A 12,767-nucleotide genomic window follows, 5' to 3' on the forward strand; every position below is an offset into this window, starting at 1 on the left:
TGCAATTTCTTCGTCGCGGGACGCTGTCGCATCACTTGCCGCGCAGGGCCAGCACTTCGGCCGGCTGCACCAGCTGGCCGGTCTTGTTCGACCAGCTGTTCTTGGTGTACGTGGCCACGGCCGCGAGGTCGGTATCGCTCAGCTGCTTCCAGGACGGCATCGCGCCGTTGTTCTGGCCGTTGAGCAGCACATGCAGTTGCACCGAGTGGTCGGCATCGAGCACCTTCGGGTCGCCGTCGAGCGCCTTGATCGGGCCCGCGCCCTTGCCGTTAGCCTGGTGGCAGGCGGCGCAGTTGGCGGCATAGACCTTCTCGCCACGAACGAGCATGTCGGGCAGCGTCCAGACCTTGGTCGGGTCGTCGAGCTTGGCGGCGGCTTCCTTGCGCTTGGCGGCCACCCAGGTCGTGTAGTCGGCCGACGAGACCACCTTCACGTGGATCGGCATGTAGGCGTGTTCCTTGCCGCACAGTTCCTGGCATTGGCCGTAGTAGTCGCCCACGGTCTCGGCACGGAACCAGGTGTCGCGCACGAAGCCGGGAATCGCGTCCTGCTTCAAGCCCAGCTGCGGCACGGCGAAGGCGTGGATCACGTCGTTCGCGGTGGTGATGATGCGGACCTTCTTGTTGACCGGCACCACCAGCGGGTTGTCGACCTTCAGCAGGTAGTCGTCGGGCATCGCGCCCTTGGCGCCGGCGTCGGACATCGCGCGCTGCGAGCTGTCGAGCGTGGAGATGAAGGCCAGGCCCTCGCCTTCGCCGTTCAGGTAGTCGTAGCCCCACTTCCATTGATAGCCGGTGGTCTTGATCGTGAGGTCGGCGTTGGTGGTGTCCTTCTGGGCCACCAGCACCTTGGTGGCGGGCAGCGCCATGACGATCACGATGAGGAAGGGCACGATGGTCCAGATGACCTCGACCACCACCGATTCATGGAAGTTGGCCGCCTTGTGGCCGACCGACTTGCGGTGCTTCCAGATCGAATAGAACATGACCGCGAACACGGCGACGAAGATGACCGTGCACAGGATCATCATGATCGTGTGGAGCAGATGCTGCTCCTGCGCGATCTTGGTCACGCCGACCGGAAGATTCAACTGGCGAACCGAAGGGCCGCCGGGCAGATCGTTGACTGCGTGCGCCGCGCTGCTGAAAGCCGCGCCGGCCGCCAGCAACAGATTCGCCGGCCTGTACTTATTGCGCCAAATGCTCTTCATCGTGTTCACGTTTCTTCAATTTATCGACAACCCAACCGTGCAGCACTGCGCGAGCCCCCTCAGGCGCCACGCAACGCCATGCGAATCTCGCGGGCCAAAGCCGCACGCAACTCCGGGCGTACATAGCGCCCCACCCTGACCGATCGACCCTGCCCCGAGACCTCGATCAGCGAGCGATCGCCGGTCTGCGGTTCGATCCGCACCTGATGCGGAAGAAATTCCGTGCGTTCGTAGTGCCCGCCGTTCTCGAGCTCCACGACGAGCCGCCCCTCCTGCAGCGCGATCTTCTCGCCGTCGGTCGCATGCCGTGCGTAGACCATGAACGCAAACCCGACAGCGGCCAGCTCGAGCCAGGCAAAAGGCAGAACCAGCGGCGCACCGTGCAGCCAGAACAGGGTGCCGGTGCCGAGCGATACCACGCACAGCGAGGCGTAGAGCCAGCCCAGCTGGCTCGGCGTCACCGAGCAGTTCCGCCTCAGGAACCAGTGGATGCTCTGGCCTGAAACGGTGGCAAATCGAAACACGGAATTCGACACGGGCGAGTTCAGCAAATCGGTGCGTCGATGGTCGCCCAATCCCTCGTACACCTTCGTACAAACAGGATCCGACACCCGTCGATCGCGGGACAATACCCGCGGGTTCCACGCAACGGCGGATTGTAGCGGGTAGATATCTGCGCCCGCGTTGCGTAGAGGACGCCTACGGGTCACTACTAACTAGGCAAAAAGGCCCGCATCAGGCACCCGGGCGGCCGCGCTGGAGCATCGAGCGCATCTCGCGCAGCGACACCGCGCTTTCGGCCGACAGCGACACGCGCGGCACCGGCTTGAACGCGTGGCCGTAGATGACCTCGAAGGTCAGCGCGATGCGCCCGCCGCCCTCTTCGGCCGGGGCGAGTTCGGGCAACGCCTTCTTCAGCGACCGGTGCCAGGCCTTGCCGCGCAGCGCCGGGAAGCGCGCCGGGTGCAGGTTGCGGCCCAGCGTGCGCAGTTCGGCCAGCGCCGCCTCGGGCGTGGCCCAGGTCAGCACGATGCGCTCCATGTCCATCACCGGTTCGGCGAAGCCGGCGTGCACCAGCATGTCGCCCCAGTCGTGCATGTCGGTGAACTCGTGGCCCGCGGCCGGCCAGCCGAGCCGGGCATGCAGCGCGCGCAGCTCGCGCACGGTGTCGGGCCCGAGGCAAGAGAACATCAGGAAGCCGTCGGTCGCCACCAGCTTGTGCCAGTGCGCAATCAGCGCTTCCGGGTCGGCCGCCATGTGCAGCGACATGTTGGCCCATAGCAGGTCGACGCCGTCTTCGGGCGGCGCGTCGAAGCGCGCCTTGCCGGCCTGCCAGCGGCGCGCGCTCCACCATGGGGCGGCCAGCGCCTGGCCGGTGGCGGCCGCGAGCGCGGGCTCCGGCTCGATCACGAAGGAAGCCGCGTCCTTGTAGCGGCGGGCGACGAGTTCATGCGCCTCGAGGCCGCTGCGCAACGGTGCCCAGTCGGCCCATGTGCGGGGCTGGGCCTTGATCCATTGCAGCCGGTCTTCCATCCGGCGGCCGATTTCCTCATGCAGCCAGGGGGAGCCGTCGGCAGGCGCGAGTTGGCGCCAGCGGGCGGCCGCCGTGGCATCGATGGTCGGCGGTCGTCGTGAGGGGTCGGTGGCCATGGGGCCGTGAGTATATTGAGGCCATGTCCAGCCATCGGGCCTTGTGGCCTTTCATGCCTTTCACCTCGCTGCTCGCACGGCTGCCCAGCCAGTGCGCGGTCTGCCGCGCCTGGCCGTCTCGCCCGGTGTGCGATGCCTGCGTGGCCCGCTTCGCACCGCCGACGGCGCGCTGCTGCAGTTGCGCCCTGCCCGTGCCCGAAGGCGTGAGCCGCTGCGGCGCCTGCGTGACGCACCCGCCGCCGCTGGACGCCTGCCTCGCGGCCTGCACCTACGCATGGCCGTGGCCGGACGCCATTACGGCATTCAAGTTCCGGGGCGAGGCCGGCTGGGCCGGCCCGTTCGCCACGCTGCTTCGCAGCACGCCCTGGGTGGAGCCGGCGCTGGAGGCTTGCGACAGCGTGCTGCCGATGCCGCTGGCGCCGGGCCGGTTGCGCGAACGCGGCTTCAATCAGGCGCACGAGTTGGCGCGGCGGCTGTCGCCCGCCAAGACCGACGCCACCCTGCTTCTGCGCACCCGCGAGACGCCCGCACAGAGCGGCCTTTCGCGCGCCGACCGGCTGCACAACCTGCGCGGCGCCTTCGCCGTGGAACCGCTGCGCGCCGAGAAGCTGCGCGGCCAGCGCCTCGTGCTGGTGGACGACGTGATGACCAGCGGCGCCTCGCTGTTCGCGGCCGCCGAAGTGCTGCGGCTGGCGGGCGCGGCCCATATTACGGCCGTCGTGCTGGCCCGGACCGATCCGCCGCGCTGAATCTCCAAGGCGGCCCGCCGACAATCGGCGCATGTTCCATATCGTCCTGGTCCACCCCGAAATCCCGCCGAACACCGGCAACGTGATCCGGCTCGCCGCCAACACCGGCTGCACGCTGCACCTGGTCGAGCCGCTCGGCTTTTCGATGGACGACCGCCTGCTGCGCCGCGCAGGGCTCGACTACCACGAGTACGCCGAAGTGAAGCGCCACGCCGACTGGCAGGCGCTGCTCGCCACGGAGCAACCGGCCGCCGACCGCATGTTCGCCCTCACCACGCGCGGCACGCGGCCCGTGCACGACGTGCGCTTCCAGCCCGGGGACTGGCTGGTGTTCGGCTCGGAGACCAGCGGCCTGCCGCCCGTCGTGCGCGACGGCTTCGCCGAGCCGCAGCGCCTGCGGCTGCCGATGCGCGAGGGCCAGCGCAGCCTGAATCTCTCGAATGCAGTGGCGGTGACGGTGTTCGAGGCCTGGCGGCAGAACGGCTTCGGCTGAAACGAAAAAAGCCCGACGCCTCAGCGGTAGCGGCGCACCACCGACTCGGCCACGCACGCCGGCTTGGCGGCGCCTTCGAGCTCGATGGTGACTTCCCAGGTCATCTGGAAGCCGTCGTCGGCGATCGGCTCCGAACTCAGCAGCTTCATGCGGGCGCGCAGCCTCTTGCCCACCGGCACCGGCGACATGAAGCGAACCCGGTTCATGCCGTAGTTCACGCCCATGCGCGACTCGACCACGTCGATCGCCGTCTCGAAAAAGCGCGGCAGCAGCGACAGCGTGAGGAAACCATGGGCGATCGGTCCGCCGAAAGGGCCGGCCTTGGCCCGCTCGACATCGATATGGATCCACTGGTGGTCGCCCGTCGCCTCGGCGAACTGGTTGACCTGCTCCTGCGTGATGGTGATCCAGTCGCTCACGGCGACCTCCTGGCCAACGCAGGCGGCGAGATCCTGAAGGGTCTGGAATGTCTTTTTGGTCATGCGGGCATTCTGGCGTGCGGGGTGTACGCCCGGCTGTCGGGCTCGCGACAACCGGGCTCAGGGAAAACCGGGAGCCTGGACTAGGTGTCGAGCCATTCGCGGATCGGCTGCCACTGCTCCAGGTCGCGCTGCACGCGGCCGGGCGCGATGTCGAACAGCGTGAGTCCGCGCGCCGCGAGCTGCACGTAGTTCTGCGTGTCGCGCAGTTCGCCGATCACCGGCACGCCGAGCCCGGCGATGAACTCGTGGAGCCGGTCGGCCGCCAGCGTGCGGGCGTTCACGCGCATGCCGACGAGGCCGATCTTCGTCTTTTCGGCGCGGCGGTCTTCCAGCAGCCGGTCGAGGAAGTCGCGCGTCGCGTAGATGTCGAAGATGCTCGGCTGCAGCGGCACGATCACCCGGTCGGCCAGCGCCAGCACTTCCTTGAAGCGCCAGCCGTGCAGGCCGGCCGGCGTGTCGAGCACCGCGTGCGTGGCGCCGCGCGGCGGCCGCACCACCGTGCTGTCGCCGATGGCCTCCCAGGTGGCGATGGGCCGGGCCATCGGCGGACGCAGGCCCAGCCAGAGCCGCGAGGATTGCTGGCGATCCACGTCGCCCAGCATCACGGCATGGCCGTGGCTTGCGAAGTAGCCCGCGACGTTGGTCGCGATCGTCGACTTGCCTACGCCACCCTTGGGATTGGCGACCAGAACCACCGGCATAGAAGCTCTCCTCCGGAACAGGGACAGCGGGAATGGTAGCCGCCGGCGCCCTTTCGCCCGGCGAACCGGCCTTGACTGCGCTATGTTCGCGGGATGACGACAACAACATCCACGGGAAATTCCGGCGGCATCTACGTGCTCGCGGCCCACCCGCACTGGCGCGACTCGCGCGTCAACCGCCGTATGCTCGCCGCCGCGCGGGCCGTGCCGGGCATCGACGTCAACGACCTCTACGGCAGCTACCCCGACTTCGCCATCGACGTCGAAGCCGAGCAGGCCCGGCTCGCCAAGGCCGACCTGGTGGTGCTGGTGCACCCGATCCAGTGGTACTCGATGCCAGCGCTGCAAAAACTCTGGGTCGACGACGTGCTCGGCTACGGCTGGGCCTACGGCCCCGGCGGCACGGCGCTGCAGGGCAAAGACCTCTGGCTGGTCGCCACCACCGGCAGCCCCGAAGCCGCGTACCACCCTCAGAACTACCACCGCTATTTCTTCGACGCCTTCCTGCCGCCCTACGAGCAGACCGCCGCGCTGTGCGGCATGCGCTTCCTGCCGCCGCTGGTCTTCTACGGCGCGCGCAGCGCCAGCGAGGCGGACGTGGCGTCGCACGTCGCAACCTTTGCCCAGCGCCTCGGCAGCTACCCCGACTGGCCCGAGATCGAGGAGATCGACGCCTGCGTGGCCTGCCCCGTGCCCGAGAGCGACCGGCCAGCCGACACCGACGACATCGGCCAGGTGGTCTCCAGCGCCCTCCAGGCTGCCATGGCCCACGGCCTCGCGGCCACGGCCGCAGACAACGGCAAGGCGGCCTGAATGGAACACGCACCCGCCTGGCTGACCAGCAGCCTGATCTACCTGGGCGCCGCCGTGCTCGTGGTGCCGCTGTCGAAGGCCCTGGGCCTCGGCTCGATCATCGGCTACCTCGTGGCCGGCATCGCCATCGGCCCCTGGGGACTGGGCCTCGTGTCCAGCGTCGAGGACGTGCTGCACTTCGCCGAGTTCGGCGTGGTGCTGATGCTGTTCCTCGTGGGCCTCGAACTCGAACCCAGGCGCCTGTGGAACCTGCGCCGCCCCATCTTCGGCTGGGGCACCGCGCAGGTGCTGAGCTGCGCCACGGTGCTGTTCGCCGCGGGCTGGGCCGTGGGCGCCGAATGGCGCGTGGCGCTGGTGGCAGCGCTGGGCCTCGCCTTGTCGTCCACCGCCATTGCGCTGCAGGTGTTCGGCGAGCGCAACCTGCTGAGGACGCCCAGCGGCCAGGCCGGCTTCTCGATCCTGCTGTTCCAGGACGTGGCCGCGATTCCGATCCTCGCGCTGCTGCCGCTGCTCGCGGGCGCCACCGCGGCCGAGCAGTCCATCACTGGCCTCGAACGCGCGCTGGAGGCCGCGAAGATCATCGGCGTGATCGGCGGCATCATCCTTGGCGGCCGGCTGCTGCTGCGTCCCATCCTGCGCTGGATCGCGCGCAGCGACACGCCCGAGATCTTCACCGCCGCCGCGCTGCTGCTGGTGGTGGCCATCGCCGCGCTGATGCAGGCGGTCGGCCTGTCGATGGCGCTCGGCGCGTTCCTCGCCGGCGTGCTGCTGGCCGAGAGCGAATACCGGCGCGAGCTCGAGACCGACATCGAGCCCTTCAAGGGCCTGCTGCTGGGCCTGTTCTTCATCGCCGTGGGCATGTCGATCAACTTCGGCGTGCTGATCGCGAGCCCCTGGGTCATGGCGATGCTGGTGGTCGGTTTCATGGCCGTCAAGCTGGTGGTGATCTACGCGCTCGCCAAGGCCATGGGCATTGCCTACCAGGAGCGCCCGGTGTTCACGCTGCTGCTGGCGCAGGGCGGCGAGTTCGCGTTCGTGGTGTTCCAGGCCGCGGGGCCCGACGTGCTGCCGCCCGAGATCACCTCGCTGCTGATCGGCGCGGTCGCGCTGTCGATGCTGCTGTCGCCGCTGCTGCTGGTGCTGCTCGACAAATTCGTGCTGCCGCGCTACAGCCGCAACGGCGGCACCCAGCTGGAAGAGATTTCGGAGCAGCAGGACGCCAAGGTGCTGATCTGCGGCTTCGGCCGATACGGCCAGATCGTCGGCCGCATGCTGATGTCGCAAGGCCTGCGCGTGACCGTACTCGACCACGACGCCGACACCGTCGAAGGCTTGCGCCAGTTCGGCTTTCGCGTGTTCTACGGCGATGCCACGCGGCTCGACCTGCTGCGCACCGCAGGCGCGGGCACGGCCAAGGCCATCGTGGTGGCGGTGGACGACATCGAGCAGTCGCTCGAAATCGTCGATCTCGTGCGGGAGAACTTCCCGCAGGCGCGCATCATCGCGCGGGCCCGCAACGTGACGCACCTGTTCCAGCTGCGCGACCGTGGCGTGATGGACGTGGAGCGCGAGGTGTTCGAGTCATCGCTGCGCAGCGCCCGCACCACGCTCGAAGCACTGGGCTGGCCGGCGCATGAAGCGCGCGAGTCGGCCATGCGCTTTCGCCGCCGGAATATCAAGCTCAGCGACGAGATCTATCCGCACTACAAGGACCGCGCCAAGCTGATCGCGGCCAACAAGGCGGGCCGCCAGCAGTTCGAGGAACAGATGGCGCGCGAGCGCGAGGAGCGACAGCGGCGCTCGGGGCGCGACTGGGATCGGATCGACGAAAACGAGGCAACGAAGGAAGAGGCGGACGCGTAGCGCCCTTCCGCTCGCGCCTCCAGGGGCCCCGACATCACGTCGGGCGTGGACCTGCCGCCCCAGCCAAGAAGAGCGGGACCCCATATCGATTTCCATCAGGGTTTCCCCTCAGCAAGCCCCGATCCTTCATTCAGTACACTGATTGTCATATTCAGTGTGCTGAATGTCATATCGCACTCAAAAAGACTTCGTGCGACCGCGCTTGTATTTCCCTTCAGGAGACAACGATGAAACACGCCTTGCGCCGTGACCTGGACGAAGGTCCCATGAGCAGATTCCAATGGAGCGCGATCGCCATCTGCGTCACGCTCATCATGCTCGACGGCTTCGACGTGCTGGTGATGGCATTCACCGCCGCCAGCGTCTCGGCCGAATGGAAGCTCAGCGGCGCCCAGCTCGGCGTGCTGTTCAGTGCCGGTCTGTTTGGCATGGCCGCCGGTTCGCTGTTTCTCGCGCCCCTTGCCGACCGATTCGGGCGCCAGGCCATCATCCTCCTGTGCCTCGTCGTGATCGCGCTCGGCATGGGGCTTTCGGCGCTGGCGCAGAGCAGCACCCAACTGGCGGCCCTGCGCGCACTCACGGGGCTCGGCATCGGCGGAATGCTGGCCAGCGTCGGCGTCATCACTGCTGAATTCGCCTCGAACAAGTGGCGCAGCACGGCTGTCGCCTTGCAGGCGACGGGCTATCCCATCGGCGCGACGATCGGTGGCAGCATCGCCGCGGTGCTGCTCGAGGCCTACGGGTGGCGCTCGGTCTTCGTCTTCGGCGGCCTCGCCACGGTCGCCATGATTCCGCTGGTGCTCTGGCGGCTGCCGGAATCCGTCGACTTCCTCACTTCGAGGCGCCCGGCTGGCGCGCTGCAAAAGCTCAACGCCCTGCTGCGAAAAATGCAGCGCACCGAACTGGCCGAACTCCCGCCGCTCCCGGCCGTTGGCGAACGCCCTTCCAACACGATCCCGGGCCTGTTCAACGGCGGACTGGCCCGCTCGACGCTGCTGCTCTGGGCCGCATTCTTCCTGCTCATGTTCAGCTTCTACTTCGCGCTCAGCTGGACGCCGAAGCTGCTGGTTTCAGCAGGGCTCTCGGCCCGCCAGGGGATCACGGGCGGCGTGCTGCTGAACATCGGGGGCATCGTTGGCGGCAGCCTGTTCGGGCTGCTGGCCGCCCGGCTGGACCTCGGCCGGCTGACGGCTGCCAGCCTGACGATGACAGCCGTCGCCATGGCTGCCTTCGGCGCCTCGACCGGTCACCTCGGTGCGTCGTTCGCGATTGCCTTCCTGATCGGCGCATTCATCTTCGGCTCGATGGCCGGCCTTTATGCGTTCGCGCCGGTCATCTATCCGGCGGCGGTGCGCACGACCGGCATGGGCTGGGCCATCGGCATCGGCCGCATCGGTGCCATCCTCGCTCCGCTGATTGCCGGCATGCTGCTCGACGGCGGCTGGCAGGCACCGAAGCTGTACTACGCCTATGCGCTGCCGCTGATCGCGGCGATGGCGGCAGTGCTGGCGCTGCGCCAAAGCGCCGCGCGGCAATCCACAGGCGCCGTGATCAGTGCGCACTGAGCCGGTTTCTTTTTCTTTCCCGGAAATCTCAAGGAGACACACATGTTCCCGAAAAATGCCTGGTACGTGGCCTGCACCGCCAACGAAATCGACGACAAGCCGCTGGGCCGGATGATCTGCGGCGAGAAGCTCGTGCTGTACCGTGCGGCTGAGGGCAAGGCTGCGGCGCTGGAGGATTTCTGCCCGCATCGGGGTGCACCGCTCTCGCTCGGCTCGGTCGTCGAAGGCAAGCTCGTGTGCGGCTATCACGGCCTGGAGATGGGCTGCGACGGCAAGACGGTCGCCATGCCCGGCCAGCGCGTGCGTGGATTCCCCGCGATCCGGTCCTTCCCGGTGATCGAGCGCTATGGTTTTGTCTGGGTGTGGCCCGGCGACCCGGCCCTGGCCGACCCGGCCAAGCTGCATCACCTCGAGTGGGCCGAAAGCCCGGATTGGGCCTACGGCGGCGGCCTCTTCCACATCCAGTGCGACTACCGGCTCATGATCGACAACCTGATGGACCTGACGCACGAGACCTACGTGCACGCGACCAGTATCGGCCAGAAGGAAATCGACGAGACGCCGACCAAGACCGTCACCGAAGGCGACACCGTCACCACCGCCCGCCACATGGAAAACATCATGGCGCCCCCTTTCTGGCGCATGGCGCTGCGCGGCAACCACCTGGCCGACGACGTCCCGGTCGACCGCTGGCAAATCTGCCGTTTCACGCCGCCGAGCCACGTGCTGATCGAAGTCGGTGTCGCGCACGCCGGCAAGGGCGGCTATCACGCCGACCCGGCGCACAAGGTCTCGAGCATCGTGGTCGACTTCATCACCCCCGAAACGGAAACCTCGATCTGGTACTTCTGGGGCATGGCACGCAATTTTCAGCCGCACGACAAGGCGCTCACCGCATCGATCCGCGAAGGCCAGGGCAAGATCTTCAGCGAAGACCTCGAGATGCTCGAATCGCAGCAGCGCAACCTGCTCGCGCACCCGCAACGGCAGTTGCTCAAGCTCAACATCGATTCCGGCGGCGTGCAGTCGCGCCGTGTCATCGAACGCCTGATCGCACAGGAAGACGAAGCTTCCAGCAAGCAGGGGGTCGCAGAATGAACGCCTCCGAACTCAACGTGCGCGTTGCACGCAAGCACGTCGAAGCGCTGGACATCTGCACATTCGAACTGGTGCGGGAAGGTGGAGGCGCCCTGCCGGCGTTCTCGGCCGGTTCGCACATCGACGTGCACATGCCGAACGGTGTCACGCGCCAGTACTCGCTGTGCAATGACCCGAGCGAGAGCCATCGTTATCTGATCGGCGTGCTGCGCGACCCGAACTCCCGCGGCGGATCGCAAACGATGCACGACCTCGTCAAGGAGGGCGACGCGCTTCGCATCAGCGCACCGAAGAACCACTTCCCGCTGGCGCACGGCGCCGCACACAGCGTGCTGGTTGCCGGCGGAATCGGTGTGACGCCCATTCTGTGCATGGCGGAGCGGCTGGCGGTCGCCAACGCGGCCTTTGAAATGCACTACTGCACGCGTTCGCAGGAACGCACCGCGTTTGTCGAGCGCATCGCGCGAGCGCCATTCGCTTCCCGGGTGCAATTTCACTTCGATGACGGGGATGAAACGCAGAAGTTGTCGCTTCCGGCCGTTGTCCAGGCTCCGAGGACGGGCGTTCATCTGTACGTGTGCGGGCCCAAGGGCTTCATGGACTGGGTGCTCGACGCTGCACGCGCCGCCGGCTGGCCGGTCGACCAGCTCCACTACGAATTCTTCTCGGCCGAGGTGGTCAAGTCGGACGCCGACGCAGCCTTCGAGGTCAAGCTCGCGAGCTCCGGCCGCATTGTTGCGGTGCCCAAGGACAAGACGGTGGTGCAGGCCCTTGCGGCGGCGGGTATCGAGGTCGCCACTTCGTGCGAGCAGGGCGTGTGCGGCACGTGCCTCACGCGCGTGCTCGAAGGCGAACCCGACCACAAGGACATGTATCTGACGCCCGAGGAACAGGCAGCCAACGATCAGTTCACGCCCTGCTGTTCGCGATCGCGTTCGCCGATCCTCGTGCTCGACCTGTAGGGCGCTTGGAGCGGGAGGGGCTCGGTAAGATCGCGGGCTTCTGCGCCGCCGAAGCCGATCTGTTTCTCCATCATGTCCCTCAGCAAGTCCAATACCGCCGCGATCGACATCAACGACCAGCCGGGTCACCTCATCCGGCGCGCCCATCAGATCGCAGTGTCGGTATTCCACGAGACGCTGGGGCGCGACGTCACGCCGGTGCAATATGCCGCGATGCGCGTCTTGCAGGACAAGCCGGGCATCGACCAGATCACTCTGGCCCAGCAGGTGGCCCTCGATACCTCCAGCGCTGCCGACATCGCCGCGCGCCTGGAAACGAAGGGATTGATAACCCGCAAGATGCTGGCGCGCGGACAGCGCGAGTTGCGCCTCACGACCGCCGGCGAGGATTTGCTTGCAGAGATGGTGCCCGCGATGGCGCAGATGCAAGACACTCTCCTGGGTTCGCTGAGCGAGAAGGAGCGCGCGGATTTCATGGCGTTGCTCAGGAAATTCGTCACCGTCAACAACGAAAAGAGCCGCGCGCCGATGCGCGCTTAATGCGGGCGACGGGTCCCTCTTCGGGATGGCGGGGTTGTCCACGAGCGCCGCGGCGGCTTCGCAAGCCGACTGTTGTAATCGGACATGGAACGCCGTGCGAACGCGTCGCCTCGGCACAATCACCCCATGCCCAGCGTCCAACCCATCAAGAAAAAGACAGCCCCTGCGGTCGCAGCCACCCCGGCGCCCATGACCGGGTCCGTGGACACCGCCTTCCTTCGCACGCTGGTGGGCTACAACGCGCGCCGCGCCTCGCTGGCCGTGATCGAGGTGTTCATGGAGCGCATGGCGGTGTATGGCCTGAAGGTGGTGGATTTCTCGGTGCTGTCGCTGATGGCGCACAACCCCGGCATCACCTCGCGCCAGCTGTGCGCCACGCTCGATGTGCTGCCGCCCAACCTGGTGGGACTGATCGCCGCGCTGGAGCGGCGTGGGTTGATCGAACGCCGCCCGCACCCGAGCGACGGCCGCGCCCTCGGCCTGCACCTCACGCCGGCAGGGATGGATCTGACCGCGCAGGCCGAGCAGACCGCCGCCGACCTGGAGGTGGACGCCACCGGGCGCCTGACGGCCGCCGAGCGCAAGACGCTGATCCGGCTGCTGCAGAAGGTGTACTCGCGGGGGGAATGAAGTTCCCTGTG

14 protein-coding genes are annotated in these 12,767 nt (G+C 67.4%); 9 read left to right on the top strand and 5 right to left on the bottom strand.

What is annotated here, in order from left to right; translation table 11 throughout:
- Positions 1-31: 31 nt before the first annotated feature.
- The 3 genes from coxB to ACEN9N_RS19900 form a co-directional block, all read right to left on the bottom strand.
- On the bottom strand, positions 32-1,210 hold the full coding sequence (gene coxB, locus ACEN9N_RS19890) for a cytochrome c oxidase subunit II (protein WP_007836364.1): 1,179 nt from the start codon (positions 1,208-1,210) through the stop codon (positions 32-34).
- 59 nt (positions 1,211-1,269) lie between these two features.
- A complete protein-coding gene (locus tag ACEN9N_RS19895) occupies positions 1,270-1,746 on the bottom strand; it encodes a DUF2244 domain-containing protein (RefSeq protein ID WP_042673895.1) in 477 nt (158 codons plus the stop codon).
- 199 nt (positions 1,747-1,945) lie between these two features.
- A complete protein-coding gene (locus ACEN9N_RS19900) occupies positions 1,946-2,860 on the bottom strand; it encodes a class I SAM-dependent methyltransferase (protein ID WP_478179987.1) in 915 nt (304 codons plus the stop codon).
- Positions 2,861-2,913: 53 nt separating this feature from the next.
- Here ACEN9N_RS19900 and ACEN9N_RS19905 point away from each other — a divergent pair, with 53 nt between their 5' ends.
- Complete coding sequence (locus ACEN9N_RS19905; protein ID WP_495654361.1) at positions 2,914-3,609, top strand: phosphoribosyltransferase family protein; 696 nt, start codon at positions 2,914-2,916, stop codon at positions 3,607-3,609.
- Positions 3,610-3,640: 31 nt separating this feature from the next.
- Positions 3,641-4,102 carry a tRNA (uridine(34)/cytosine(34)/5-carboxymethylaminomethyluridine(34)-2'-O)-methyltransferase TrmL gene (trmL, locus tag ACEN9N_RS19910; RefSeq protein ID WP_007836375.1) on the top strand — a complete coding sequence of 154 codons (462 nt, stop codon included), beginning with the start codon at positions 3,641-3,643 and terminating at the stop codon, positions 4,100-4,102.
- A 20-nt stretch (positions 4,103-4,122) separates the two neighbouring features.
- Here the strand turns inward: trmL and ACEN9N_RS19915 are convergent, their stop codons facing one another.
- Together ACEN9N_RS19915 and ACEN9N_RS19920 are read right to left on the bottom strand one after the other, a co-directional pair.
- The gene (locus ACEN9N_RS19915; protein WP_007836376.1) at positions 4,123-4,584 is read right to left on the bottom strand and encodes a MaoC family dehydratase; all 462 of its coding nucleotides are present in this window, start codon (positions 4,582-4,584) and stop codon (positions 4,123-4,125) included.
- An 80-nt stretch (positions 4,585-4,664) separates the two neighbouring features.
- Positions 4,665-5,285: a ParA family protein gene (locus ACEN9N_RS19920; RefSeq protein WP_495654362.1), complete on the bottom strand. Its 621-nt coding sequence runs from the start codon at positions 5,283-5,285 to the stop codon at positions 4,665-4,667.
- 93 nt (positions 5,286-5,378) lie between these two features.
- On the opposite strand from ACEN9N_RS19920, the gene kefF reads away from it, so the two are divergent.
- From kefF to ACEN9N_RS19955, 7 genes are all read left to right on the top strand, one after another.
- The gene (kefF, locus tag ACEN9N_RS19925) at positions 5,379-6,098 is read left to right on the top strand and encodes a glutathione-regulated potassium-efflux system oxidoreductase KefF (RefSeq protein ID WP_495654363.1); all 720 of its coding nucleotides are present in this window, start codon (positions 5,379-5,381) and stop codon (positions 6,096-6,098) included.
- Complete coding sequence (kefC, locus tag ACEN9N_RS19930; protein ID WP_495654364.1) at positions 6,099-7,961, top strand: glutathione-regulated potassium-efflux system protein KefC; 1,863 nt, start codon at positions 6,099-6,101, stop codon at positions 7,959-7,961.
- A 227-nt stretch (positions 7,962-8,188) separates the two neighbouring features.
- On the top strand, positions 8,189-9,526 hold the full coding sequence (locus ACEN9N_RS19935; RefSeq protein WP_413333604.1) for an MFS transporter: 1,338 nt from the start codon (positions 8,189-8,191) through the stop codon (positions 9,524-9,526).
- 42 nt (positions 9,527-9,568) lie between these two features.
- Positions 9,569-10,624 (top strand): aromatic ring-hydroxylating dioxygenase subunit alpha, encoded by a 1,056-nt coding sequence (locus ACEN9N_RS19940; RefSeq protein WP_495654365.1) that lies wholly within the window; start codon positions 9,569-9,571, stop codon positions 10,622-10,624.
- Positions 10,621-11,586 carry a PDR/VanB family oxidoreductase gene (locus ACEN9N_RS19945; RefSeq protein WP_495654366.1) on the top strand — a complete coding sequence of 322 codons (966 nt, stop codon included), beginning with the start codon at positions 10,621-10,623 and terminating at the stop codon, positions 11,584-11,586. The genes ACEN9N_RS19940 and ACEN9N_RS19945 overlap by 4 nt, the downstream gene beginning before the upstream one ends.
- Before the next feature lie 72 nt (positions 11,587-11,658).
- A complete protein-coding gene (locus tag ACEN9N_RS19950; RefSeq protein ID WP_413314376.1) occupies positions 11,659-12,126 on the top strand; it encodes a MarR family winged helix-turn-helix transcriptional regulator in 468 nt (155 codons plus the stop codon).
- Positions 12,127-12,252: 126 nt separating this feature from the next.
- Complete coding sequence (locus tag ACEN9N_RS19955; RefSeq protein ID WP_007836387.1) at positions 12,253-12,756, top strand: MarR family winged helix-turn-helix transcriptional regulator; 504 nt, start codon at positions 12,253-12,255, stop codon at positions 12,754-12,756.
- Positions 12,757-12,767 lie beyond the last annotated feature (11 nt).

This window comes from Variovorax sp. Varisp46, assembly GCF_059491885.1.

What these genes read in the sequence shown, in the direction of transcription:
- coxB (WP_007836364.1), bottom strand. Translation starts at nt 1,210, where the DNA reads ATGAAGAGCATTTGGCGCAATAAGTACAGGCCGGCGAATCTGTTGCTG.
- ACEN9N_RS19900 (WP_478179987.1), bottom strand. Translation starts at nt 2,860, where the DNA reads ATGGCCACCGACCCCTCACGACGACCGCCGACCATCGATGCCACGGCG.
- ACEN9N_RS19905 (WP_495654361.1), top strand. Translation starts at nt 2,914, where the DNA reads ATGCCTTTCACCTCGCTGCTCGCACGGCTGCCCAGCCAGTGCGCGGTC.
- trmL (WP_007836375.1), top strand. Translation starts at nt 3,641, where the DNA reads ATGTTCCATATCGTCCTGGTCCACCCCGAAATCCCGCCGAACACCGGC.
- ACEN9N_RS19915 (WP_007836376.1), bottom strand. Translation starts at nt 4,584, where the DNA reads ATGACCAAAAAGACATTCCAGACCCTTCAGGATCTCGCCGCCTGCGTT.
- ACEN9N_RS19920 (WP_495654362.1), bottom strand. Translation starts at nt 5,285, where the DNA reads ATGCCGGTGGTTCTGGTCGCCAATCCCAAGGGTGGCGTAGGCAAGTCG.
- kefF (WP_495654363.1), top strand. Translation starts at nt 5,379, where the DNA reads ATGACGACAACAACATCCACGGGAAATTCCGGCGGCATCTACGTGCTC.
- kefC (WP_495654364.1), top strand. Translation starts at nt 6,099, where the DNA reads ATGGAACACGCACCCGCCTGGCTGACCAGCAGCCTGATCTACCTGGGC.
- ACEN9N_RS19935 (WP_413333604.1), top strand. Translation starts at nt 8,189, where the DNA reads ATGAAACACGCCTTGCGCCGTGACCTGGACGAAGGTCCCATGAGCAGA.
- ACEN9N_RS19940 (WP_495654365.1), top strand. Translation starts at nt 9,569, where the DNA reads ATGTTCCCGAAAAATGCCTGGTACGTGGCCTGCACCGCCAACGAAATC.
- ACEN9N_RS19945 (WP_495654366.1), top strand. Translation starts at nt 10,621, where the DNA reads ATGAACGCCTCCGAACTCAACGTGCGCGTTGCACGCAAGCACGTCGAA.
- ACEN9N_RS19950 (WP_413314376.1), top strand. Translation starts at nt 11,659, where the DNA reads ATGTCCCTCAGCAAGTCCAATACCGCCGCGATCGACATCAACGACCAG.
- ACEN9N_RS19955 (WP_007836387.1), top strand. Translation starts at nt 12,253, where the DNA reads ATGCCCAGCGTCCAACCCATCAAGAAAAAGACAGCCCCTGCGGTCGCA.